The organism is Streptomyces corchorusii, from assembly GCF_001514055.1.
Classification (GTDB): domain Bacteria; phylum Actinomycetota; class Actinomycetes; order Streptomycetales; family Streptomycetaceae; genus Streptomyces; species Streptomyces olivaceoviridis.
On the sequence record NZ_KQ948356.1, the window covers coordinates 213446 to 237034 of the forward strand.

At 69.3% G+C, this 23589-nt stretch carries 19 protein-coding genes, 1 tRNA gene and 1 pseudogene; 6 read left to right on the forward strand and 15 right to left on the reverse strand.

Features of this window, described 5'->3' with window-relative positions; genetic code table 11:
• Positions 1-105 precede the first annotated feature (105 nt).
• From AQJ11_RS16500 to AQJ11_RS16525, 6 genes are all read right to left on the reverse strand, one after another.
• Positions 106-1212, reverse strand: a complete 1107-nt coding sequence (locus AQJ11_RS16500; RefSeq protein ID WP_014673954.1) for a sugar ABC transporter substrate-binding protein — start codon at positions 1210-1212, stop codon at positions 106-108.
• Positions 1213-1520: 308 nt separating this feature from the next.
• The gene (locus AQJ11_RS16505; protein ID WP_041665970.1) at positions 1521-1985 is read right to left on the reverse strand and encodes a heat shock protein transcriptional repressor HspR; all 465 of its coding nucleotides are present in this window, start codon (positions 1983-1985) and stop codon (positions 1521-1523) included.
• 5 nt (positions 1986-1990) lie between these two features.
• Entirely contained in the window at positions 1991-3157 is a 1167-nt protein-coding gene (dnaJ, locus tag AQJ11_RS16510; protein WP_014673952.1) for a molecular chaperone DnaJ, read from the reverse strand.
• Between the two features lie 33 nt (positions 3158-3190).
• Positions 3191-3847, reverse strand: a complete 657-nt coding sequence (grpE, locus tag AQJ11_RS16515) for a nucleotide exchange factor GrpE (RefSeq protein ID WP_059263563.1) — start codon at positions 3845-3847, stop codon at positions 3191-3193.
• Positions 3847-5697, reverse strand: coding sequence for a molecular chaperone DnaK (gene dnaK, locus AQJ11_RS16520; RefSeq protein ID WP_059263564.1), 1851 nt, complete (start codon positions 5695-5697; stop codon positions 3847-3849). Before dnaK ends, grpE begins: the two co-directional genes overlap by 1 nt.
• 94 nt (positions 5698-5791) lie before the next feature.
• Positions 5792-6811 carry an MraY family glycosyltransferase gene (locus tag AQJ11_RS16525; protein WP_059263565.1) on the reverse strand — a complete coding sequence of 340 codons (1020 nt, stop codon included), beginning with the start codon at positions 6809-6811 and terminating at the stop codon, positions 5792-5794.
• A gap of 200 nt (positions 6812-7011) precedes the next feature.
• Here AQJ11_RS16525 and AQJ11_RS16530 point away from each other — a divergent pair, with 200 nt between their 5' ends.
• Entirely contained in the window at positions 7012-9294 is a 2283-nt protein-coding gene (locus AQJ11_RS16530) for a (Fe-S)-binding protein (RefSeq protein WP_059263566.1), read from the forward strand.
• Positions 9295-9367: 73 nt separating this feature from the next.
• Here the strand turns inward: AQJ11_RS16530 and AQJ11_RS16535 are convergent, their stop codons facing one another.
• The gene (locus AQJ11_RS16535; RefSeq protein WP_014673947.1) at positions 9368-9694 is read right to left on the reverse strand and encodes an antibiotic biosynthesis monooxygenase family protein; all 327 of its coding nucleotides are present in this window, start codon (positions 9692-9694) and stop codon (positions 9368-9370) included.
• A 452-nt stretch (positions 9695-10146) separates the two neighbouring features.
• Here AQJ11_RS16535 and AQJ11_RS16540 point away from each other — a divergent pair, with 452 nt between their 5' ends.
• The 4 genes from AQJ11_RS16540 (at position 10147) to AQJ11_RS16555 (ending at position 15701) form a co-directional block, all read left to right on the forward strand.
• The gene (locus tag AQJ11_RS16540; RefSeq protein WP_014673945.1) at positions 10147-11628 is read left to right on the forward strand and encodes an FG-GAP and VCBS repeat-containing protein; all 1482 of its coding nucleotides are present in this window, start codon (positions 10147-10149) and stop codon (positions 11626-11628) included.
• Between the two features lie 78 nt (positions 11629-11706).
• Entirely contained in the window at positions 11707-13119 is a 1413-nt protein-coding gene (locus AQJ11_RS16545) for an FG-GAP-like repeat-containing protein (protein WP_059263567.1), read from the forward strand.
• The gene (locus tag AQJ11_RS16550) at positions 13116-14582 is read left to right on the forward strand and encodes an FG-GAP-like repeat-containing protein (protein WP_059263568.1); all 1467 of its coding nucleotides are present in this window, start codon (positions 13116-13118) and stop codon (positions 14580-14582) included. The genes AQJ11_RS16545 and AQJ11_RS16550 overlap by 4 nt, the downstream gene beginning before the upstream one ends.
• A gap of 81 nt (positions 14583-14663) precedes the next feature.
• Positions 14664-15701 (forward strand): Yip1 family protein, encoded by a 1038-nt coding sequence (locus AQJ11_RS16555; RefSeq protein ID WP_086011558.1) that lies wholly within the window; start codon positions 14664-14666, stop codon positions 15699-15701.
• 67 nt (positions 15702-15768) lie between these two features.
• Here AQJ11_RS16555 and AQJ11_RS16560 read toward each other — a convergent pair whose 3' ends face one another.
• The gene (locus tag AQJ11_RS16560; RefSeq protein ID WP_041665384.1) at positions 15769-16272 is read right to left on the reverse strand and encodes a phosphoribosyltransferase; all 504 of its coding nucleotides are present in this window, start codon (positions 16270-16272) and stop codon (positions 15769-15771) included.
• A 13-nt stretch (positions 16273-16285) separates the two neighbouring features.
• Positions 16286-16861 (reverse strand): dCTP deaminase, encoded by a 576-nt coding sequence (gene dcd / locus AQJ11_RS16565; protein ID WP_014673940.1) that lies wholly within the window; start codon positions 16859-16861, stop codon positions 16286-16288.
• Between the two features lie 530 nt (positions 16862-17391).
• On the opposite strand from dcd, the gene AQJ11_RS16570 reads away from it, so the two are divergent.
• Positions 17392-17462: transfer RNA gene (locus AQJ11_RS16570), tRNA-Gly, on the forward strand.
• A 133-nt stretch (positions 17463-17595) separates the two neighbouring features.
• Here AQJ11_RS16570 and AQJ11_RS16575 read toward each other — a convergent pair.
• The 6 genes and pseudogenes from AQJ11_RS16575 to AQJ11_RS49240 form a co-directional block, all read right to left on the reverse strand.
• Positions 17596-18474: a hypothetical protein gene (locus AQJ11_RS16575; RefSeq protein WP_059263569.1), complete on the reverse strand. Its 879-nt coding sequence runs from the start codon at positions 18472-18474 to the stop codon at positions 17596-17598.
• Positions 18471-19784, reverse strand: a complete 1314-nt coding sequence (locus tag AQJ11_RS16580; protein WP_059263570.1) for a WXG100-like domain-containing protein — start codon at positions 19782-19784, stop codon at positions 18471-18473. The genes AQJ11_RS16575 and AQJ11_RS16580 overlap by 4 nt, the downstream gene beginning before the upstream one ends.
• Positions 19781-20134 (reverse strand): hypothetical protein, encoded by a 354-nt coding sequence (locus tag AQJ11_RS16585; protein ID WP_059263571.1) that lies wholly within the window; start codon positions 20132-20134, stop codon positions 19781-19783. The genes AQJ11_RS16580 and AQJ11_RS16585 overlap by 4 nt, the downstream gene beginning before the upstream one ends.
• Before the next feature lie 593 nt (positions 20135-20727).
• Positions 20728-20988: pseudogene (locus AQJ11_RS51070) on the reverse strand (tyrosine-type recombinase/integrase); the annotation flags it as partial.
• Between the two features lie 713 nt (positions 20989-21701).
• On the reverse strand, positions 21702-23312 hold the full coding sequence (locus AQJ11_RS50370; protein WP_159061666.1) for a glycosyltransferase: 1611 nt from the start codon (positions 23310-23312) through the stop codon (positions 21702-21704).
• Positions 23309-23479, reverse strand: coding sequence for a hypothetical protein (locus AQJ11_RS49240; protein WP_159061667.1), 171 nt, complete (start codon positions 23477-23479; stop codon positions 23309-23311). The genes AQJ11_RS50370 and AQJ11_RS49240 overlap by 4 nt, the downstream gene beginning before the upstream one ends.
• Between the last annotated feature and the right edge of the window lie 110 nt (positions 23480-23589).

Sequence of the window (23589 nt, forward strand, 5' to 3'; positions counted from 1 at the left end):
GCAACACGGCTCCCTCCACGGCGGCCACCGGAAAATGCCGCTGTGTCCGGGTTTCGGCACCGTCCGCTCCGCGCACCGCGGCCGGCCGGGGGTGGAACGCGGCGTCTACTTCAGACCGACCGCCGCGCAGGCCGCCTTGTACTTGGCGGTGCAGATCTGGTCGACGGTGTAGATGCCGTCCGCGACGACCGTGTCCTTGATGGTGCGCTTGGTCAGCGCGGTGACCTGGACCAGCTTGGCCGGGATGTCCTTGGTGGTGGGGCTGTCCACCCGGTCCTGGGTGAGGGCGTCGAACTGGATGTCCTTGCCCTGGAGCTTGGTGACGGCCATCTGCGCGGCGGCCTCGGCCTCGTCCGGGTAGGACTTGAAGACGCTCATGTACTGCTCGTCCGCCAGCACCCGCTGCACGGCGTCCAGTTCGGCGTCCTGACCGGTGATCGGGGGCAGTTCGGTGACACCGGCCGCCTTCAGGGCCTTGATGATGCCGCCCGCCATGCCGTCGTTGGCGGAGTAGACGCCGGCGATGTTGTCCTTGCCGATCTTCGCGATGGCCTTGGCCATGTTGGCCTCGGCGTTCTCCGGCTTCCACTTGACGGTGTCGTAGCTGTCCGCGATGTCCACCTTGCCGTTCAGCTCGGAGAGCGCGCCCTCCTTGAACTGCTTGGCGTTCGGGTCGGTGGGCGACCCGTTCATCATGACGATCTTGTCGGAGGTGTCGGCGCCCGGGCCCAGGGCCTCCAGCAGGGTGCGGCCCTGCACCTCGCCGACGAGTTCGTTGTCGAAGGAGATGTAGGCGTCGATCGGGCCCTCGGCGAGACGGTCGTAGGCGATGACCGGGATCCCCGCGTCCTTGGCCTTCTTCACCTCGCCGGCGATGGCGTGCGCGTCCACGGCGTCGACGAGGATGACGTCGGCCTTGCCGTCGATCATGTTCTGCATCTGCTCGGACTGCCGGGCGGCGCTCGCGTCGGCGTTGGCGTACTCCACCTTGCCCTGCTTCTTGGTGAGTTCGGCCACCTTGTCCCGGATGATGGGGTAGTCGAACTTGTCGTAGCGGGTGTTCGCCTTCTCCGGCAGCAGCAGGCCCACCGTGATGTCGTTGCCCTTGGTCGGGCTCGCACTCGCGCCGTCCCCCGTCACGTTCAGCACACCGCAGCCGGCGAGCGAGAGGGTCATCGTGGACACGGCCACGGATATGGCGATACGGCGCATGCGAGGGCTCACTTCAGGTGCGTTCCGGACGTGGGCGTTGCTATACGGCCCAGGTGTCTGAAAAGACAACGCGCAGGCCACACCTGGCGTCAAGAAGAATCACTTAACGAGTGCGCAACAGCACGCTCCGCTGCACTTGTGGAGGCCGCGCGAAACCCCCTTCAAAGACCCTTTACGGACCGTCCACGTCAAGGGAGTTCATGGCGACGGCAAAGACCCGTACAACCGGGGCGGTTCCGTACGAGCCGTGGGGAGACACGAAGAGGGGCCCGGAATCCCGGGCCCCTCTTCGTGTGCGCCTGTGCGCGTCAGTCCTGCTGCTGCCGTTTCGGCCGCCACACCACCAACGCGCTGGTCTGCTGGACCTCCTGGTACGGGACCAGGTCGCGCCGGTAGGAGGCGTGCACGGCCGCCTCGCGCTGCCGCATCGCCGCCGCCGCGCCGTCCAGCGCCGCCTCCAGCTCCGCCACACGGGACTGGAGCGCGGCGACCTGGTTCTCCAGTTCGATGATGCGCTTGATTCCGGCCAGGTTGATGCCCTCGTCCTGCGACAACTGCTGCACCTGGCGGAGCAGTTCGATGTCACGGGCCGAGTAGCGGCGGCCCCGGCCGGCGGTGCGGTCGGGCGAGACCAGGCCCAGGCGGTCGTACTGGCGCAGCGTCTGCGGGTGGAGTCCGGAGAGCTGGGCCGCCACCGAGATGACGTAGACCGGGGTCTCCTCGGTCAGTTCATACGGCCCACGAAAATTGTCAACGCGCCGACGGCCGTCCATCACTCTCAAGCTCCCTTCGCGGCCTCGAACAGCTCCGCCCGCGGGTCCTCGCCCGCGGTCGCCTCGCGATACGCCTCCAGTGCGTCACGAGCCTTCCCCGACAGGTCCGTGGGAACACGCACCTCGACGGTGACCAGGAGGTCGCCGCGGGTGCCGTCCTTGCGGACCGCGCCCTTGCCCCGGGCGCGCATGGTGCGGCCGTTGGGCGTGCCGGGCGGCAGCTTCAGGGTGACGGGCGGGCCGCCGAGCGTCGGCACCCGCACCTCGCCGCCGAGAGCCGCCTCGGGATACGTCACCGGCACGGTGACGGTGAGGTTGTCGCCCTTGCGTCCGAACACCGGGTGCTCGCCGACGTGGACGACCACGTACAGGTCGCCGGCCGGGCCGCCCCGCTCGCCGGGCGCGCCCTTGCCGCGCAGCCGGATCCGCTGCCCGTCGGTGACGCCGGCCGGGATGCGGACCTGCATCGTGCGGGACGACTTGGCGCGCCCGCTGCCCTTGCACTCCGGGCAGGGGTGCTCGGCCATCAGGCCGCGGCCCTTGCAGTCGGGGCAGGGGTCGGTGAGCGAGAAACCGCCACCGGAACCCCGGGCGACCTGACCGGTGCCGACACAGGTCGGGCACACGCGCGGTGTGCCGTTCTTGTCGCCGGTGCCCGAACAGGCCTTGCAGGGCGCCTGGGAGGACATCCTCAGGGGCACCGTGGCCCCCTCGATGGCCTCCGTGAAGCTCAGCGTGACCTCGGACTCGATGTCCTGGCCGCGCCGGGGCTGGGTGCGCGTGCCCGCGGCGCCGCCGCGGTTGAACAGGCCCCCGAAGACGTCACCGAGTCCGCCACCGAAGCCTCCGCCCTGGGCGGCGCCTCCGAAGAGGTCGCCCAGGTCGAAGTTGAAGGAGCCGCCGGCCGCGCCCGGCCCGGGGCGGAAGCCGCCGTTGCCGAACAGCGCGCGCGCCTCGTCGTACTCCTTGCGCTTCTTGGGGTCGCCGAGGACGTCGTTCGCCTCGGAGATCTCCTTGAAGCGCTCCTCCGCCTTGGCGTTGCCCTTGTTGGCGTCCGGGTGGAACTCGCGGGCGAGCTTCCGGTACGCCTTCTTGATCTCGGCCTCGGTGGCGTCCTTCGGGACGCCGAGGACCTTGTAGTAGTCCTTCTCGATGAAGTCCTTGGTGCTCATCCTCGACGCCCCTCCTTCCCGTCAGTGTTCACGTCAGCCCTCGTCCGGGCCACCGTTCTCCTTGTCGTCGGCCGCCGGCGTCTCCTCGGCGCCCTCGGCCTTGACGGCCTGCGCGCCGGGCTGCGGTTCGGCGACGGCCACCCGCGCGGGGCGGATGGTGCGCTCGCCGATGCGGTACCCGGGTTGCAGGATGGCCACGCAGGTCGTCTCGGTGACGTCCGGCGCGTAGCTGTGCATCAGGGCCTCGTGGATCGTCGGGTCGAAGGGCTCGCCCTCCTTGCCGAACTGCTGGAGGCCCATCTTGGCCGCGACGGTCTCCAGCGACTCGGCCACCGACTTGAAGCCGCCGACCAGCTCGCCGTGTTCCCGCGCGCGGCCGATGTCGTCGAGCACGGGCAGGAGCTCGGTCAGGAGGTTCGCGATGGCGATCTCCTTGACCGCGATCCGGTCGCGCTCGACCCGGCGGCGGTAGTTCTGGTACTCGGCCTGGAGCCGCTGGAGGTCCGCCGTGCGCTCGTTCAGCGCGGTGCGCACCTGGTCCAGCTGGGCGACCAGACCGGCGTTCTCTGCGTGTCCGTCCCCGGCCGGGGCCGCCCCCTCCTCGGGGGCGGCCTTCGGCTCGGCGTCGTCGGAGGTGGCGCCGGAGGGGACGTCGGGCTTCTCCTCGAAGCCCGGGGTCTCCTCCGTCATTACGCGGCACCGTCCTTGCGCTCGTCGTCCACGATCTCGGCGTCCACCACGTCGTCGTCGGCGGCCTTGGCGCCACCGGCGGTCGCGCCCTCGGGGCCGCCCGCGGCCTGCGCGCCCTGGGCGTCGGCGTACAGCGCCTGGCCCAGCTTCTGCGAGACGGCGGCGACCTTCTCGGTGGCGGAGCGGATCTCGGCGGTGTCCTCGCCCTTGAGGGCTTCCTTCAGCTCGCCGACCGCGGCCTCGACCTCGGTCTTGATCTCGCCGGGGACCTTGTCCTCGTTGTCCTTGAGGAACTTCTCGGTCTGGTAGACCAGCTGCTCGCCCTGGTTGCGGGCCTCGGCGGCCTCGCGGCGCTTGTGGTCCTCCTCCGCGTAGCGCTCGGCCTCCTCGCGCATGCGGTCGACCTCTTCCTTCGGGAGCGAGGAGCCGCCGGTGACGGTCATCTTCTGCTCCTTGCCGGTGCCGAGGTCCTTCGCCGTGACGTGCATGATGCCGTTGGCGTCGATGTCGAAGGAGACCTCGATCTGCGGGACGCCACGCGGCGCCGGCGGCAGACCGGTCAGCTCGAACATGCCGAGCTTCTTGTTGTAGGCCGCGATCTCGCGCTCGCCCTGGTAGACCTGGATCTGCACGGACGGCTGGTTGTCCTCGGCCGTGGTGAAGATCTCGGACCGCTTGGTCGGGATCGTGGTGTTGCGCTCGATCAGCTTGGTCATGATGCCGCCCTTGGTCTCGATACCGAGGGACAGCGGGGTGACGTCGAGGAGCAGGACGTCCTTGACCTCGCCCTTGAGGACACCGGCCTGGAGCGAGGCGCCGATGGCGACGACCTCGTCCGGGTTCACACCCTTGTTGGCCTCCTTGCCGCCGGTCAGCTCCTTGACGAGCTCGGCGACGGCGGGCATACGGGTGGAGCCACCGACGAGCACGACGTGGTCGATGTCGTTGATGGAGATGCCGGCGTCCTTGATGACGTTGTGGAACGGCGTCTTGCAGCGCTCCAGCAGGTCGGCCGTCAGCTGCTGGAACTGGGCTCGGGTGAGCTTCTCGTCCAGGTGCAGCGGGCCCTCGGCGGACGCGGTGATGTACGGCAGGTTGATCGAGGTCTCGGTCGAGGAGGACAGCTCGATCTTGGCCTTCTCGGCGGCCTCGCGCAGACGCTGCAGGGCCATCTTGTCCTTGGACAGGTCCACGCCGTGACCGGACTGGAACTGCTTGACCAGGTAGTCGACGACGCGCTGGTCCCAGTCGTCACCACCGAGGTGGTTGTCACCGTTGGTGGCCTTCACCTCGACGACGCCGTCGCCGATCTCCAGGAGGGACACGTCGAAGGTGCCGCCACCGAGGTCGAAGACGAGGATCGTCTGGTCGTCCTTGTCGAGGCCGTAGGCGAGCGCCGCCGCGGTGGGCTCGTTGACGATGCGCAGGACGTTCAGACCGGCGATCTCACCGGCCTCCTTCGTGGCCTGCCGCTCGGAGTCGTTGAAGTAGGCCGGGACGGTGATGACCGCGTCCGTGACCTTCTCGCCCAGGTAGGCCTCGGCGTCCCGCTTCAGCTTCTGAAGGATGAACGCGGAGATCTGCTGCGGGTTGAAGTCCTTGCCGTCGAGCTGGATCTTCCAGTCGGTGCCCATGTGGCGCTTCACCGAGCGGATGGTCCGGTCCACGTTCGTGACCGCCTGGCGCTTGGCGACCTCGCCGACGAGCACCTCGCCGTTCTTGGCGAAGGCGACGACGGACGGCGTGGTCCGGGCACCCTCGGCGTTGGTGATGACGGTGGGCTCGCCGCCCTCCAGAACGCTGACGACGGAGTTAGTCGTGCCCAGGTCGATGCCGACCGCACGTGCCATGGTTGATTCCTCCAGCTGACTTGAGTGGAACAGGCTCAAGTGTGCACGAGGAGAGGCGCTGGGTCAACAGACCTGAGCCAGCAAGACTCAACTCTTATCCGTTCCTTACACGCAAGTGCCCGCTGACCTGCGTCGATGGCGGGCGGCGACCTTGCGGAGCGGGAATCAAAAGGAGGACGAGAACGGCGAACGCCACCCCGCCGGCCACCCAGAGCACGGCCGAGTCCCCCGTCCACCCCGTGTGCACGAGCACGCCCACGAGCACCGAGGAGAAGGAGCCGGCCCCCAGCAGCACGACCGACCCCTGCGGGGCGAGCCCGAGCCGCCGCAGCCGGTGCCCGAGGTGGTCGGGGCCGCGCCGCAGCAGCGGACGCCGGGCCACCCCCCGGGCGAGGACCACCAGCAGGGCGTCGGCGATGGCCACGGCGCCGAGGCAGAACACCACCGCCGCGCTCGGCCCGATGTCGTACCCCGCGCGCGTGAAGACCACCGCCGACGACAGCACGAACCCGGTGAACAGCGAGCCGCAGGCGCCGAGCCCGACCCGCGCGGGATACCAGTTGTGCATCAGGAAGCCGGTGAGCGCGGCGGCGACCACGCTCAGCAGCACGGCCAGCCCGTCCATCACCTCGGCGGCGGCACAGGCCCCGGCACCGAAGGCGGTGACCACCCCGACCGTCCCGGCCAGCCCGTCGGCGTGGTCCAGCCCCTTGAAGGCGAGGGTGGCGAGGACGATCCAGCCGATGGCCAGCAGCCCGCCCGCCGCGCCCGTCTCGTCGTACGGCACCACGCAGACCGCCGCCACGGCCGTCCCGGTGACGAGCACGCGCGCGCGCAGCCGCCACACGTCGGCCACCAGGCCCAGCCCGGCGACGGCGGCGGCGGCCGTGAGCAGCCGTCCGACCCCGTCCCCGAGCGGGGCGACCCGGGTCCACTCCCCCGTTCCGGCGACCAGGCAGGTGACGATCACGACCGCGAGACCGCCGAGGAGGGGCAGGGGCCGCTGCCGGCGCCGGTCCAGGATCCCGGCCCTCCGGGCGGGCAACCGGAGCGCCGCCGCGAGCACGGCGGTGAGGAGAAGGGCTGCGGTGGCGGCGGCGATCCCGTAGAGCACGGCTCTAAGGTAGGGGCGAAAGTATCAATTCGGTACGAATAACACGATCCGATTGACTGGCGGCGACCGAGATCACCCCGCGCTCTGCTGCATCCCGGCGGAAGATGGGGGTAGTCTCAGACGGACTGCATAAGTTACCGCTTAGTAATGTCGATCAGCTCAGACAGCTCGTGTCGACCGAGGCCGCCTCAGGAGCCCCAATGCAACTCGCCGCGATCATCGTGTCGCTGGTCCTGATCGTGGTCGGCGTGGCACTGTTCGGCCGCGCCCTCCTACAGATCTACAACTTCATGCGGCTGGGCCAGCCGGTGCCGGCCGGCACGCGGACCAACGATCCCACACAGCGCACCCTCACCGTGGTCAAGGAGTTCCTCGGCCACACGCGGATGAACCGCTGGGGCATCGTCGGCGTGGCGCACTGGTTCGTGGCGGTGGGCTTCTTCACCCTGCTGCTGACGATCGTCAACGCGTTCGGGCAGCTGTTCAAGGCGGACTGGCTGCTGCCGGTCCTCGGCGACTGGGCGCCGTACAACGTCTACGTCGAGTTCATCGGCACCATGACGGTGATCGGCATCCTCGCCCTGATCGTCATCCGCCAGCTGAGCCACCCGCGCAAGCCGGGCCGCAAGTCCCGCTTCGCCGGCTCCAACTTCGGCCAGGCGTACTTCGTCGAGGCCGTCATCCTCATCGTCGGCGTCTGCATCTTCATGCTGCACGCCCTCGAAGGCGCCCAGCACCACGTGGACGGCTACGAGGCCTCGTTCTTCATCTCGTACCCGGTCGTCTCCTGGCTGGAGCACCTGGACGTCTCCACGCTCCAGAACCTCACCTACTTCTTCGCCGGCCTGAAGATCGCGACCTCCTTCATCTGGATGATCACGGTCGCCCTGAAGACCGACATGGGCGTGGCCTGGCACCGCTTCCTGGCGTTCCCGAACATCTTCTTCAAGCGCAACGCCACCGGCGAGACCTCGCTCGGCGCCCTGCTGCCGATGACGTCCGGCGGCAAGCCGATCGACTTCACCGACCCCGGCGACGACGACGTCTTCGGCGTCTCCCAGGTCGAGCAGTTCTCCTGGAAGGGCCTGCTGGACTTCTCCACCTGCACCGAGTGCGGACGCTGCCAGTCGCAGTGCCCGGCCTGGAACACCGGCAAGCCGCTCTCCCCCAAGCTGCTGATCATGTCCCTGCGGGACCACGCGCACGCCAAGGCGCCGTACCTGCTGGCCGGCGGCGGCAAGACGATGGAGGGCGAGGAGAAGGCCTCCGAGGAGCAGCTCAAGGACGTCCCCGCCGCCGCCCTGGCGGAGGCCGAGCGCCCGCTGATCGGCACCGCCGAGGAGAACGGCGTCATCGACCCGGACGTCCTGTGGTCCTGCACCACCTGCGGCGCCTGCGTCGAGCAGTGCCCGGTGGACATCGAGCACGTCGACCACATCGTCGACATGCGCCGCTACCAGGTCATGATCGAGAGCGCCTTCCCCTCCGAGGCGGGCACGATGCTCAAGAACCTGGAGAAGAAGGGCAACCCCTGGGGCCTGGCCAAGAAGCAGCGCCTGGAGTGGACCAAGGAGGTCGACTTCGAGGTCCCGGTCGTCGGCAAGGACATCGAGGACCTCACCGAGGTCGAGTACCTGTACTGGGTCGGCTGCGCCGGTGCCCTGGAGGACCGCGCCAAGAAGACCACCAAGGCCTTCGCCGAGCTGCTGCACATCGCGGGCGTGAAGTTCGCGATCATGGGCGGCGACGAGAAGTGCACCGGTGACTCCGCCCGCCGCCTGGGCAACGAGCCCCTGTTCCAGGAGCTCGGCATGGAGAACGTGATGGCCCTGAACACGGCGTTCGGCGAGGAGCTGGACGACGAGGGCAAGGTCGTCCCCGAGTCCGCGAAGCCCCGGTCGGCGAAGAAGATCGTCGCCACCTGCCCGCACTGCCTCAACACGATCGGCAACGAGTACCCGCAGCTCGGCGGCGACTACGAGGTCATCCACCACACCCAGCTGCTCCAGCACCTGGTGGACGAGGGCAAGCTGGTCCCGGTCACCCCGGTCGAGGGCATCATCACGTACCACGACCCGTGCTACCTGGGCCGCCACAACAAGATCTACACGCCGCCGCGCGAGATCATCGGCAAGGTCCCGGGCCTGCGCAACGAGGAGATGCACCGCCACAAGGAGCGCGGCTTCTGCTGCGGCGCCGGCGGCGCGCGGATGTGGATGGAGGAGCGGATCGGCAAGCGCATCAACAACGAGCGCGTCGACGAAGCCCTCTCCCTCAACCCCGACATCGTCTCCACCGCCTGCCCGTTCTGCCTCGTCATGCTGACCGACTCGGTCAACGGCAAGAAGAACGACGGCAAGGCGAAGGAGTCCATCCAGGTCGTGGACGTCGCCCAGCTGCTGCTCGACTCGGTCAAGACGCCGGTCGACCCGGCGGGCGAGGCCGAGACGGAGAGCGAGCCGGAGCCGGAGCCGGTGAAGTAGCTCCCCGCGAACAGCTCCCCGCGCACGCACGGCGCCCCCTGACCCGCACGGGCAGGGGGCGCCGTCGTATCCGCTAGGCGCTCTTGGGCGCGGCCTGCTGCACCACCTCGAAGGACCACAGGGTCGAACCGGAGGCCGCCGGCTTCGGGCGCTCGCCGCCCTCGCCGCCGCCCTGGTGCGCGGACTTCATCGGCCCCTCCATCCACGCCTGGAAGGACTCCTCGTCACGCCAGCGCGTGTACACGAGGTACTGGTCGGTGCCCTCGACGGGCCGCAGCAGCTCGAACCACTCGAAGCCGTCGGAGTTCTCCACGGCGTGGGCCCGCGAGGCGAACCGCTTCTCCAGCACCTCCCGCTGCTCGGCGGGAACGGTCAGCACGTTGATCTTCACTACGCTCATGGCACCATCCTGACCCACAATCCGCCCGGGGCACGGCTGCCGCCGCCAGGCGAACGCGTCGTCATCGCCGCGGTCGCCGACGGGCCCGGTGCGGCCTCGGGTGCCGCGACCTCGACGGCGGTGGCGCAGCGGCCCGCCGCCATACGCGTCCGGCGGCGGACTGCCGTACCCGCGCGGCCCGTTCCCGCACGGCGGCGGAGAAACCGGACGGCGTCGCACCGGCGGCGGCCTCCTCCGCTCGGCCTTCCCGGAGCCGCCGTCACGCACCGGCCGTCACAGGAGCCTCGGAAAAAATCACCGAACTCATGTACAACCTTTACGCCCCGGCGCGGGTCTCCTGATCGCCGGCCTCCTGTGAACCGCGGGACAACTCGCGTCGAACACGGGGAGGCCGCACCCCATCGACTGCGGATGCCCGCCAGGCATCCCCCGCATGCCGTAGGAGAAACCGCATGCACAAGCACCGCCGACTCGCCCTCGCGACGGCCACCGCGGCCGCGCTGACGGGCGGTCTGCTCACCTTCGCCGCCTCGCCCGCGACCGCCGCGGACTCCGTCAAGGTCGCGAAGGCCGACTTCAACGGCGACGGCATCGGCGACGTCGCCACCTCGGCGGCCGGCGCCTACGTCAGCGGCCACAAGGACGCCGGCCAGATCGTCGTGCTGTACGGCACGGCCACCGGCGTCTCGGCCGCCAAGCGCACCGTCATCAGCCAGAACACCACCGGCGTCCCCGGCACCGCCGAGGCCGGCGACGGCTTCGGCCGGGAGACGGCCTACGGCGATTTCAACAACGACGGCTACGACGACCTCGCCGTCAGCTCCCCCTACGAGAAGGTCGGCACCGACACCAACGGCGGCGACCTCGTCATCCTCTACGGCTCCAAGAGCGGCCTGACCGGCAAGTCCGCCCACCTGGTCGACCCGGCCGCCTCCGCCCACGACTACTGGGGCAAGGACCTCGCCGCCGGCGACTTCGACGGCGACGGCAAGACCGACCTGGTCGTCGGCAGCTCCGCCGCCACCCTGTACCTCTACAAGGGCGGCATCAGCAGCTCGGGCACCGCGGGCAGCGTCACCACCGTCAAGCCGCCCATCCTGTCCGGCAGCAACGACTACCCGTTCGGCCCAATGAGCCTGACCGCCGGTGACGTCAACGGCGACGGCCGCACCGACCTCGTGGTCGACGGCTACGAGACCTCCACGCAGTACGGCTGGAACACCAACTACTGGCTGCCCGGCACCGCCAGCGGTCTGAGCGGCTCCTCCGCCAAGGCCCTCAAGCCCGGCATCATCACGGCCATCGGCGACATCAACGGCGACGGCTTCGGCGACATCGTCAGCGGCGCCGGCTGGGACGCCACCACCGAGGACGGCACCCCCGTCCCGGACGCCTCCAACGGCGGCCGGGTGAACGTCACCTACGGCTCCGCCTCCGGCCCGGCCGGCACCACCGGCATCAACCAGGACACCGGCAGCGTCCCCGGCACCTCGGAGAAGGGCGACTCCTTCGGCTGGGACCTCGACCTCGGCGACGTCAACGGCGACGGCTACCAGGACCTCGTGGTCAGCGCCCCGCTGGAGGACATCGAGGGCGTCACCGACACCGGCGCGGTCACCGTCCTGTACGGCTCGGCGTCCGGCGTGAACACCGCCTCCGGCACCCAGTCCTTCAACCAGAACACCACCGGCGTCCCCGGCGGCAACGAGAAGAACGACCTCTTCGGCGTCGACGTCAAGCTCGACGACGTCACCGGCGACGGCAAGGCCGACCTGGTGATCGGCGCCAACGAGGACGGCGGCGACGGCGCCCTCACCTACCTGCCGTCCAACGGCACGAAGATCACCACCTCCGGCAGCCGCTTCATCGGTGCCGGCACCGCCGGCATCTCCACCTCGGGCACCCCGCAGTTCGGCTCCCTCTTCGCCGACTGACCAGCCCTCGCCCACGTTCACCCCCTGGCCGGGCCCGCGCGTCGCGGGCCCGGCTCCCTCCCCTTCCGGAGCCCCGCCTTGCGCAAGCGCGTCCTCCTGCTGGCCGCCACCCTGACCACCGGCCTGCTCACCGCCCTGCCCATCAGCCCCGCCGCCGCCGCGCCCTCCCGTCTGACCGGCGACTTCAACGGCGACGGCTACCTGGACATCGCCCTGAGCGCCGCCGGACACCAGGTCGGCTCCGCGCAGCAGGCCGGCGCGGTCGTCGTGCTCTACGGCTCGTCCTCGGGCGTCTCGGCCGCCAAGCGCACCCTGATCACGCAGAACTCCACCGGTGTCCCGGGCACCGCCGAGGCGGGGGACCTCTTCGGCCTGAGCCTGGCTGCCGGCGACCTCGACGGCGACGGCTACTCCGACCTCGTCGTGGGCGCACCGAACGAGACCATCGGCGACCGGGACTCCGTGGGCAGCGCGACCATCCTGTGGGGCGGCGCGTCCGGCCTGTCCGGCGGCGCCCTGGTGCCCCAGCCGTCCACCCAGGAGGAGTGGAACAACTTCGCCACCGGCATCGCGGTCGCCGACTTCGACGGGGACGGGAAGAACGACCTCACCCTGACCGGGCGGACCGAGACCCGTGTCTACAAGGGACCCTTCACCCGCACGGGCACCCCGGTGAGCAACCTCCGCGTCGGCGAACTGGGCACCACGGCCGATGTGTTCGCGGGCGACGTGAACGGCGACCGCACCGCCGAGCGCTTCTACCCGTTCCTCGTCGACGGCGACGAGGGCGGCGACGTCAGGTACTTCACCTGGAACGGCTCCAAGCACGTCATGAAGGACCTGCCGAAGGCCGACGGTCTGCCCGGCGCCATCGGCGACGTCAACGGCGACGGCTACGGCGATGTCGTCCTCGGCGACCCCACGGACCCCGGCACGTCCAAGAAGTCCGGCCACAAGGGCGGCCAGATCTCCGTCTGGTACGGCGGCCCGAACGGCCCCGACCCCGCCCAGACCCCGACCGTCATCAACCAGGACACCGCGGGGGCGCCCGGAACCGGCGAGACGGACGACCTGTTCGGCTCGTCGGTCAGCACCGGTGACATCAACGGCGACGGCTACGCCGACGTCGCGGTCGGCGCCCCCGGCGAGGACCTGGGCAAGTTCAACGAGGCCGGCGCGGTGACGGTCCTGTTCGGCTCCGCCTCCGGCCTGACCACCAAGGGTGCGAAGACCTGGACGCAGGACACGGAGGGCGTGCCCGGCGGCTCCGAGACCGGGGACCAGTTCGGGCAGTCGGTGCGGCTGACCGACATCAACAAGAACGGCAAGGCCGACCTGGTAGTCGGCGCGGGCGGCGAGAACGGCTACGGCGCCGTCACGGTCCTGCGCGGCACCGCCTCCGGTCTGACCACCGACTACGCCAAGTTCATCGGCGCCCGCGACGTCTCCGTGCAGGGCCTCGGGAACTTCGCGTGGGCCATCGCCCAGTGACGCACCCCCGCCCCAGGCCTCCCCGGGGGAACTCCCCGCGGGCACGCGTCCTCGCCGTCGCGCTCGCCGGCGTGCTGGCCCCGCTCACCCTGACCGTGCCCGCCGCCCACGCGGCCACGGCCGCCGCCCCGTACGACTTCAACGGCGACGGCCGCGCCGACCTCGCGATCGGCGCCCCCGACGCGACGGTCGGCGGCCGGTCCAAGGCGGGAGCCGTCTCGGTCGTCTACGGCAGCTCCACCGGGCCGAAGACGGCCACCCGCGCCCTGATCACCCAGAACACGGCCGGTCTGCCCGGCACCGCCGAGGCGGGCGACGCGTTCGGCAGCGCCGTCGCCTCCGCCGACCTGGACAAGGACGGCTACGCCGACCTCCTGGTCGGCGCGCCCGGCGAGGACGTCGACGGCGACACCAACGGCGGCACGGTGGTCGTCGTCTGGGGCTCCCGGTCCGGTCTCTCCGGCTCCCGCACGGTCGTCGACTACTGGAAGGAGGAGACGGACCGGTACGGGCAGGCCCTGGCCGTCGGCGACCTCGACGGCGACGGTGACCTCGATGTCGTCATCGGATCCACCGGCTCCAGCGCCCTGAACTTCGTCAACGGCCCCGTCACCCGGTCCGGCCCCTTCCAGGGCGGCTCGGGCGCGGGCTTCCCCGCTCCCTACTCGCCGTCGTACGGCGTCACCTCCGTGTCCGCAGGGCGGATCTCCCCCGCCTGGTCCACCAGCCTGGTGGTGCACGGCCGGCAGTCCCGCACCGGTGCCGCCGTCACCCACCTGGTCACCGACCCGTCCCTCGGCAACTACACCGACTGGTGGCAGCGGCTGCCCGCCGGCACGGTCTCGGCGATCGGCGACATCGACAAGGACGGGTACGCCGACATCGCCGTCGGCGATCCTGCCGAGCCCGCCGCCGACCCGGCGGGGGCCAAGGGCGGCAAGGTCACCGTCGTCTACGGCGGACCGGGCGGCGAGGACACCTCCCGCGCCCCGCTGGTCCTCGGCCAGGACACGCCGGGCGTGCCGGGCGCGGCCGAGACCGGCGACGCGTTCGGCAGCAGCGTCTTCCTGGGCGACGTGGACGGGGACGGGTTCGCGGACCTGGCGATCGGTGCGCCCGGCGAGGACTTGGGCGCCGGGTCGGTCACCCTCCTGCGGGGCGCCGCCTCCGGGCTGACGACCAGGGGCGCGGTGTCGTACACCCAGAACACCGCGGGCGTCCCCGGCACGGCCGAGAAGGGCGACCGCTTCGGCGCCCGGGTCCTGCTCGCCGACCACTCCGGCGACCGGCGCGCCGAGCTGACCGTGGCGGGGCCGGGCGAGAACGCGGGCGACGGCGCGGTCTGGTCGCTGCGCGGCGCCTCCGCCGGACCGACGACGGCCGGGGCGCTCTCCTTCGGCCCGTCGGCCACCGGGGTCTCCACGGCGGGCACCCCGCGGTACGGCTCGGTCCTCAACGACTGACACTTCCCGGCACCACCCCGGGGGATGCCCGGGGGGAACCCGGGCCGGACCCTGAACCGCCCCCTGACGCTCCCTTAGGGGATGTCACAGGTCGGCCGCAAAGCCGGGCCCGGACCACCGGGCCCGGCACATCGGCCCCCAGGACCAGGTACGTTCGTTGACGTGGCTGGATTCAGGATCGGACGCGGGGGCCGGGACAACCGCACCCCCCAAGGACAGCAGGCGCCGCAGGGACCGTCGTACGGGCACGGGCAGGGTCCCGCCCGGCCCGGGGGGCCGTCGTACGGACGGCCGGGCCCCTCCGCTCCCACGGGCCCCTCGTACGGCTACCCGTCGGCGCCGCAGCCGCCGTACCAGCGGCAGGGGCAGTCGTACGGGTACCCGGGGCCGGCCGACGACGGGCCGGAGTACTTCGGCGACGGCGGCCACCACCCGGGCCCCGGCCCCGGCGCGCACGACCCCTACGCCGCCAACAACCCGGGCCACACCCAGGCCTTCTCGGTCGACGAGGCCGCCGGCTACACCCAGGGCGCGACCTACCAGGCGGGCTCCGCCGCCGCGCCGGCCGCGCCGCTCGGCCCGCCCCTGCACTGGAAGGAACTGCTGAAGGGGATCGTCCTGTCCCCGAACGACACCTTCCTGCGCATGCGGGACTACACGATGTGGGTGCCCGCCCTCGTCGTGACCTTCCTCTACGGCCTGCTCGCGGTCTTCGGCTTCGACGGCGCCCGCCAGGACGCGATCAACGCGACCCTCTCCAACGCGGTGCCGATCGTGCTGATCACGGCGGTCGTGATGGTGCTCGGCCTGTTCGTCCTGGGCGTGGTCACCCACACCCTGGCCCGCCAGCTCGGCGGCGACGGCGCCTGGCAGCCCACGGTGGGCCTGTCCATGCTGATCACGGCCCTCACGGACGCGCCCCGCCTGATCGTCGCCATGTTCTTCGGCGGCGACGCCGGCTTCGTCCAGCTCCTCGGCTGGGCCACCTGGATCGGCGCGGGCGCCCTGCTGACCCTGATGGTGTCCCGCTCCCACGACCTGCCGTGGCCGAGGGCGCTGGGGGCGTCGGCGATCCAGCTGATCGCGCTGCTGTCGATCGTCAAGCTGGGCACGTTCTGACCCCTGACGCGCGGGAAGGGCCCCCGGCGCACATGCCGGGGGCCCTTCTTGATCTCCGTACTGCGGATCAGGCGTCCAGAACCTGCCCCGCCCGCTTCACCACGGGCGGCTCCACACTCCACGGGAAGTTGATCCAGTCGTCGGTCCGCTTCCACACGTACTCGCACTTCACGAGGGAGTGGGACTTCTCGTAGATCACGGCCGAGCGCACCTCGGCGACGGTGTCGAGGCAGAAGTCGCGGACGAGCTTCAGGGTCTTGCCGGTGTCGGCCACGTCATCGGTGATCAGCACCTTCTTGTCGGAGAAGTCGATCACGTTGGGAACGGGCGCGAGCATGACCGGCATTTCGAGGGTCGTCCCCACACCGGTGTAGAACTCCACGTTCACGAGGTGGATGTTCTTGCAGTCGAGGGCGTAGGCGAGCCCGCCCGCCACGAAGACACCGCCGCGCGCGATGCTGAGCACGATGTCGGGCTCGTACCCGTCGTCGGCGATGGTCTGCGCCAGCTCGCGGATGGCGGCCCCGAACCGCTCGTAGGTCAGGTTCTCCCGCACGTCTGCGCTGCTCATGCTGTCGTCGCCCTCACACCTGGGTCCGATGGAAATTGAGGTAGGAGCGCGAGGCGGTCGGCCCGCGCTGCCCCTGGTACCGGGAGCCGTAGCGCTCACTGCCGTACGGCGACTCGGCGGGCGAGGTCAGCCGGAACATGCAGAGCTGCCCGATCTTCATCCCCGGCCACAGCTTGATGGGGAGCGTGGCGAGGTTGGACAGCTCCAGGGTGACGTGCCCGCTGAACCCGGGGTCGATGAACCCCGCGGTGGAGTGCGTGACCAGGCCCAGCCGCCCGAGGGAGCTCTTCCCCTCCAGCCGGGAGGCGAGATCGTCGGGAAGCGTGATCACCTCGTACGTGGAGGCGAGCACGAACTCCCCGGGGTGCAGGATGAACGGCTCATCGCCCTCCGGCTCCACCAGCCGGGTCAGATCGGCCTGCTCGACGGAGGGGTCGATGTGGGGGTACCGGTGATTCTCGAACACCCGGAAGTACCGGTCCAGCCGGACGTCGATGCTCGACGGCTGCACCATGGTTTCGTCGTAGGGATCGATCCGCACCCGCCCGGCGTCGATCTCGGCCCGGATGTCCTTGTCTGAGAGAAGCACGTAGCGAGGATACGCAAGGCGCGCGGACCCGTCGCAATCGCGACGGGTCCGCGCGCCCGCTGTCACACGCCGACTACAGCCGGTCCCCGCCCGCGGCCCTCACCTCTTCTGGAGGACGACGGGGACCGCGCTGCGGAGCCGGGCACACCGCGGACACCGCACGAGCCGGCCGGGGCCGAGCCGCTCGGCCTTCTGCATAGGGAACGAAGCGGTGCTGAAGACGTGCCCGTCCGCGCATCGGACGACGGTGCGTTCCATCAAGTCCCTCAAGTCCCTTCCCCAGGAGCCTCGTCCGGCGTTGCTGCCCGGACGACAAAAGCCACATTACGGGATCAAAGAGAGGACTCTCCAGACGGCACTCCGACCCCGCCCGGGGGCTCCACGGTACGCCCCAACTCCGGCCGCCCGCAGCCGGATACCCCACTGGAACCGACCCAACCCCCGGGGTCCGGACACCGGGGGCCGACGATGATGTAGAGTGAGCAAGCATCCGGACACCGGACCCTCCGGGGCCGATCCGTCCGTATTACGCGGGTGTAGTTTAATGGTAGAACATCAGCTTCCCAAGCTGAGAGCGCGAGTTCGATTCTCGTCACCCGCTCTGTGAGAAACCCCCAGGTCAGAGACCCGGGGGTTCTTTGTTGTCTAGTCCAATTTGAGGGTGGCGTGGCACGCAGCGCGTCTCAGACAGGGGCCGGCCAAACAGGACTACAGCAGGGCGCCGGTCCGCCGCATCACCAGGGCAGGGGCTCAGGGCGGCGGTTCCACCACCACCCGTGTGCCGAGGCGGCGCCCTCTGCAGGAAGCAGTTCCTTGCGGAGCAAGCCGCCGGTGTCGTCGACTGTCAGCTCGACGAAGAGGGCGTCCAAGGACCCAAGGGCGTTCTGCATCAGTGCGGAGACCGTCCCGGGGAGTTGTTCGCTCACCCGCTCAAGTTCGTCCCTCGCCTCAAGTCGTTCAAGGTACAGATCCGGTGGACACCAGCCGGACGGGGCCCATGCGGATTCCATGTGCCGGACGAGTTTCTCCCAGGCCCCCAGGGAACTCCTCGCTTCCCAGAACGCTGTTCCCGGCGTGTTGGTCTCCTCCGGAAACATGCGGTGCAGATGCCCGACGAAAACGTCCTTGACCGGGGTGGCAATCTTCAGTTCGCGGACCACTTCGGGGATGCGGGCGACGGTGACACGCGGAAGTCGGCTGACGGGGGCCTCAACCCTGTCAATCACATAGTGGGCTTCTTCGTCGTCCGAGTCATACAGGCGTGCTCTTGTGATCAGCCCGTCTTCCGTGGCCAGCCAGTACGCGCTCGGCGGCACTTCCTCGGCGGGAAAGAGGACGATGGTACCTGCCACCCGGGCGAAGGCTGATGCCAGCTGGCGCTCGCTAGGCCGTGGCTGCACGGACTCCTGGACGTAGATGTCCAGGGACGTAGACACGTCCCCCAGCACTGTTGCCTTTTCGCAGAACACCAGGGCGTCCCAGTTGCGCAGCTCTTGGTCGGTGTCCTCGTCGGCGACGTCCACCTCCTGCTCGCGCACATTCAGACACCGCGCGAGTGCCGCTGTGACGGTGTCGAGGCTCAGAGACTCCACGGTGAGGAGGTTGTACGTCATGGCTGATAGGTCCCGTTGTAGATGTCCAAGGCCTTCTGCACGATCCCTGGATTGTTGGTGAAGCGCGGTGCGCGGGTCAGCTGCGGGGCTGCGCTGATGTCACCCTTGGCTTTGACGATCTCTTTGAGCGCCGCGTACTCGTTCCGGTCGAGCTTGACGATGCCCTTGCCGCTGTCGGGATACACCTTGCCCGAGGGTTCCACCTCATACAGGCGCCCGTTGACCTCGTAGCGGCTGAGGTCTTTGTCCCACCTACCCTGGCCCGCAGCGATGTCAGCGAGGTCCTGATTCACATGCTGCTCGTAGCCACGAAGGATCACACTGTTCACTGTCTTGATCTCGCCGCTTCCTGCCCCCGCGACAGTATGCCGAGCGTGCGGGTACATGAGGTTTTTGCCGGCCGCTGGCCCCTTGACGCCATCGACCACCGGCCATGGCCCCCGTCCCGGCCCAGCCCCGCCGGTTCCGGAGCCACTGACCCTCATCGCGTAGCCGTTGCCGACGGCGAGGTCTCCAGAGGCTCCTGCGAGATCACCCGGAACTCCGGCCATGGCCATACGAGGTCCGGCGAGATCGATGTCGATGCTGTCAAAAAAGCTGGTCAAGCCTCCGGCGCGAACGGCTCGGTAAGTGGCGCCGGCCCCTCCGAGGAGACCACCGGCGAGGGCTCCGTACGCGCCGGCCTGCCGTGCCTCATCGAGGCTGAGTCCGCCCTTCTGCTCGCCCAAAGCGAGAGAGACAGGCTGCGTGACGGCGAGATCCACCGTGATGGATTCGACGCCGGCGAAGGCCGCCGTGGCCAGGGTGGTGCCCGCGATGGTGGCGATCTCCTCGGTCACTGCGATGCCCAGGCCGGCGGCCATGTCCGCGACAGTGACCGCTGCCGCCGCTGCCGCGCCCTCCGAGATGCCCGCGGTGAAGATGGCCAGGGCGGTACCGGCGACGAGGGTGGCTCCGACGATCTCCAGCTCGTGTTCCAGCTTCTTCTTCGCGCTGTGCACGGCATCCGCGTACGCGTCCAGGGCCTTGGCCATGTCGCGGGCGGCGTCAGCCAGATCCTTCAGCCAGCCTTGCCCATCGTGGTAGTAGCGGCGCCAGTACGGGTCATCAAAGACGGAGATGGCTTCGCCCTTGTTGTGCTCGATGATGGAGCGAGCTGCTTTGTTGGCGCCGGAGGTGACATCGTCGACGTCGTCGGCGAAGTTCCTCCACACCTTCGCGGCGTCCCGCAACCCGTCTTCATCGGCGTCCGGCCACCACATGCCCGTCAGGTCCTGGACGACCTTGCGGGCCTTGTCCGCGACACTCACTTGCCATCGCCCTTGGCGTCGCGATCGACGCGGATCCGGCTGAACATGCCTCGGATCAGCTCTTCGTTGTCGATGTGCCCGTCGGCCATGTCGACCATGGCTTCCCGAATGCTGGCCAGGCCATCAGCCAGGATCTGGGTGGACTGCTCGATCCGCTTGACATGCGGGCCATACGCCTTATGGAACTTCTCGCCCTGCTCGCCGTCGCCCCAAGGAGAGCCGGCCGCAGCCAGCCCGCGCTTCAACTTCGTGAGCGCTTGCGCGAGGGCAACGCTCTGATCGTGAAAGTGAGGCGCTGTCGCCTTGAGGTCGGCGATCTTGATGTCGAGTACCTCGCCGCTGTCGCCCATGAGTTGAGGTCTCCCCCCTCCGCCGATTACCCGGGCATTCGACCCTAGTTAGCCGTCGCCCCTTCACGTCCGCGAGCTACGCAAAGGCCGAGCAAAGGTCTGCTGGGGAGTCGTGAGCTTTGCCACTGGTCAGCGGCCCGAGAGGCGTGAGCAGGCTCGCCCGTACGGCCCGACGTGCTTGCCTCGTTCGGGGCTCAGCCTTCTTCCTGGGTTTCCAGGAGTCGCTGAAGGGCGGACGGCGGCCCTCGCCTGCAAGGACCGGGACGGCACCGGTGCGGCAGCCGGCAGAGCGTGCACCATGACGGACTCGAAGCCGTTCGCCCGCCCGCCTGCGCACGCGCAAAGAATCTTCCGAAACCGGTCCTCGCACCGACGTAGTGCCGGGGTCGGTAGAGCACGTGCGCGCAGGGCCCCACACGCTCTTACATGGTCGTGCCCTTGTCGTGCCCTTCAGGACGGATAACTACGGTCAACAGCGGTGCCATCTCGCACCGCATCCGCACCATAAGGGCGCGGCTAGCTGCCGGTGGACCTCTCGTTGTGGCTCTTGTCCATGTGGTGCTTCGCACGCTCGGCGCGGACCATGTCGTCCAGGCCGGCGGCTCGGAGGACTGGCCGGCGCGGACCATCGTGTCCTTGAGGGTGGCGCCGGAACGGGTGGACAGTGTGTGTCCGGTGTGGCGAAGGTCGTAGAAGCGGAAATCGTCGGCGAGACCGGCGGCGGCTCGGGCGCGGCGCCACTTCCGACCGAAGGAGCTACGGCGGAAGGGCGCACGCTTGCCGTTGATTCGCTCGGGCTCGGCGCGGCGGACGCAGATGACGAGGTTGTCGGCGTCGACGTCCCGGCGCCGGAGGCGATGCGTCTTTCGGTGGCCGACTCCGCTCGTATGCCTGCCGGAGCGGAGGGCCGACTGTCAGAGCCCGTCATTACCGTGAGGCCCAACTGGCCGGGAACTGCAGAGAGGCACGCCATGGGCGCCAGCACGTGGGACTACGTCACTCCCTACCGGGGCGATCTCGAAGCGACACTAGGGGCCCTGCACGACGAGGTCTTTCAGAAGCTATACGGCCACGATGAAGAGTACGGAAGCCGGGAAGAGCTGTACGCCGACGAAGAGTTCATGGGCGAGGAGGGCACCCACTCGATCCTCGACGTGCATCGCATAGTCGCGACGACCGAGCCGCCGCAGGGACACAGGGAAGCGGACTACTTCACGCTTCGCCCACTCTCCTCCGACCGGCTGGTGCACCACTTCGGAACGGATCGCCCGACCGTACAGCAATACCAAGACGCAATGGCTCGGTCGTATGAGGCCGCGCGCACCAGACGTTTCGGAGACGAGGACACGACTCTTCGCGGTGAACACCGGATGCGCTGGACCGGCGTCTACGTACTCCTCTACACCGAGAACCGGATCACTCATGTCGGCTTCTTCGGTTCCTCCGGGGACTGACCCCCTTGCGCGGCACCTGGCCGCCTGGTTTCGACCAACGCTGACAACCGTCGGCAACTAAGCCACAGGTCGCAGCGTTGATCGGCTAAGCGTCCGCAGGTCAGAGACCCGCCTCAAGGTGCCGGCGTCATGGGTGGCCAGTGCGCCTGAGCTGATGTGCCGTCTTCGTACCAGGGGTCCGTGGTGGCGTACACGGGGGCCACGGGTACCGCGGCCGGCGCGGGAGCCTGAGCTGACGGGGTGCCACCCGCGAGGGAGACTTCGGCACCGTTCTGGCGGGTACCCCAACCCGTCCTGGCACAGGTGAAGATGCCGTACCAGCGAAGCCAGCGGAACCAGGTCCAGGCCATGATGATCGCCAGCGGCATCATCAGCCACGTGAGGAACCGGGAACGGATCCGCTCGTCGGTGCGGATGATGCCGAGGTAGCGCAGGCCCTGCGCCCAGCCGAGCAGGAAGGGGATCCAGAGCATGCTGAGCGGCGGCCTGTTGTCGTAGGCGACCGGTTCCACCACCAGCAGCCATACGGTGACCATCTGGGTGAGGACCATCTGGATCCAGCGCATCGCGTGCAGCCAGAAGGCGGGCCGGGCCATCGACAGGTACCGCATGCGCCAGATGGAGCGGATCGTGGAGCCGCGCATCCAGCGCAGGTACATCCGCCCGAAGTGGTTCCAGCGTTCCGGCATGGCCGTGAAGACGATGGCCGTCGCCTGCTGGACCGTCAGGCCGCGTTCCTGGGCGTACAGGGTGAGCATGCTGTCGTCGCTGAACGCGACGCCGCGGCCCATGAAAGTCTCGTTGAGGTAGGAGCCCAGGTTGTCCCGGACGACGGCGGCGCGGTAGGCCGCCAGCGGACCTGAGTTGACCATGACGGCGCCTACGGCGGACTGTCCCGAACGGTCCACCATTTGCGAGGTCACGAACCACAGGTCGGTCGTGCGGGCCAACAACTGGCTGCTGCGCCAGTGCAGAAGCGCCCTGCGGTATTCCCTCTTCGCCTGCCGGATCGCCCTGCGCGAGGCACGGCCCTGCGGCGGGCTGTACACCGGGCGGCCGGGGCCCTGGTTGTTCGTGGCGATGACGATGCCTGCCACCGACTGCACACGACGCTTCGAGAACGGCTTGAGGATCTCCTCCACCGCGTGCGGGTCGAGGTAGGAGTCGGAGTCCACCGTGATGTAGATGTCCGCCTCCGGACTGGCCTCGACGCCGTGGGCCTGCGCATGGCGCTTACCGCCGTTCGGCACCCGCTGCCACGTCGTGTGCACACCTGCCTGCTGTGCGGCTGCCAGCCACCAGTCACGCACGTCCGCATAGTCCGTGGTGGTCGAACCGTCGTCGACGACATGGACGCTGTCGGGGCGGCGGGTCTGCTGGAGGAAGGACTCCAGCCCCAGCTTCAGGTAGCCGGGGTCCTCGTTGTACACCGGCATCAGGATCGACACGTGGAGTCGGTCCAGACGCTCACGCGCCCTGGCCGGGACACGGGTCGGCCGGTCCAGGTGGTAAAGCGCGACCTGGATGGCGAACAGGACGAACGTGCCGAGCCATACGAACGACAGACGTCCGGTGGTCCGGGAGTCCCAGCTGGAGACGACGAGTACGTGGTGGGCCGTCCAGACAGTGAGCAGAGCCAGCCCGCAGATCGCGATGAGGACCGTGCCGGACCGGTGCTGCCACGCGGACAGCACCGGCTCCTGCTCACGTCGTCCGCGGCTCACTCCTCGCCCACGGACTGACGCCTGCGGAAGCCCACACGGGTCACGAGGATCCCCGCCAGGACCACGCTGGCGGCTACGGCGACCATCCACCAGCCGGTGTAGATGGTCACTCCGGCAACCGTGAGACCACCGGCGCCGGTGGCAGCGAGCTGCTGACCGTCGGACATAGAGAACTCCCCCCAGGAGTGCGGATATTTTGTGGAAATTGTGAAGATTGTATATGAAAGTTGAAGGATCTCATGACAGGTGGCCTGTGACGTGCGACGCAGCGGGCAAC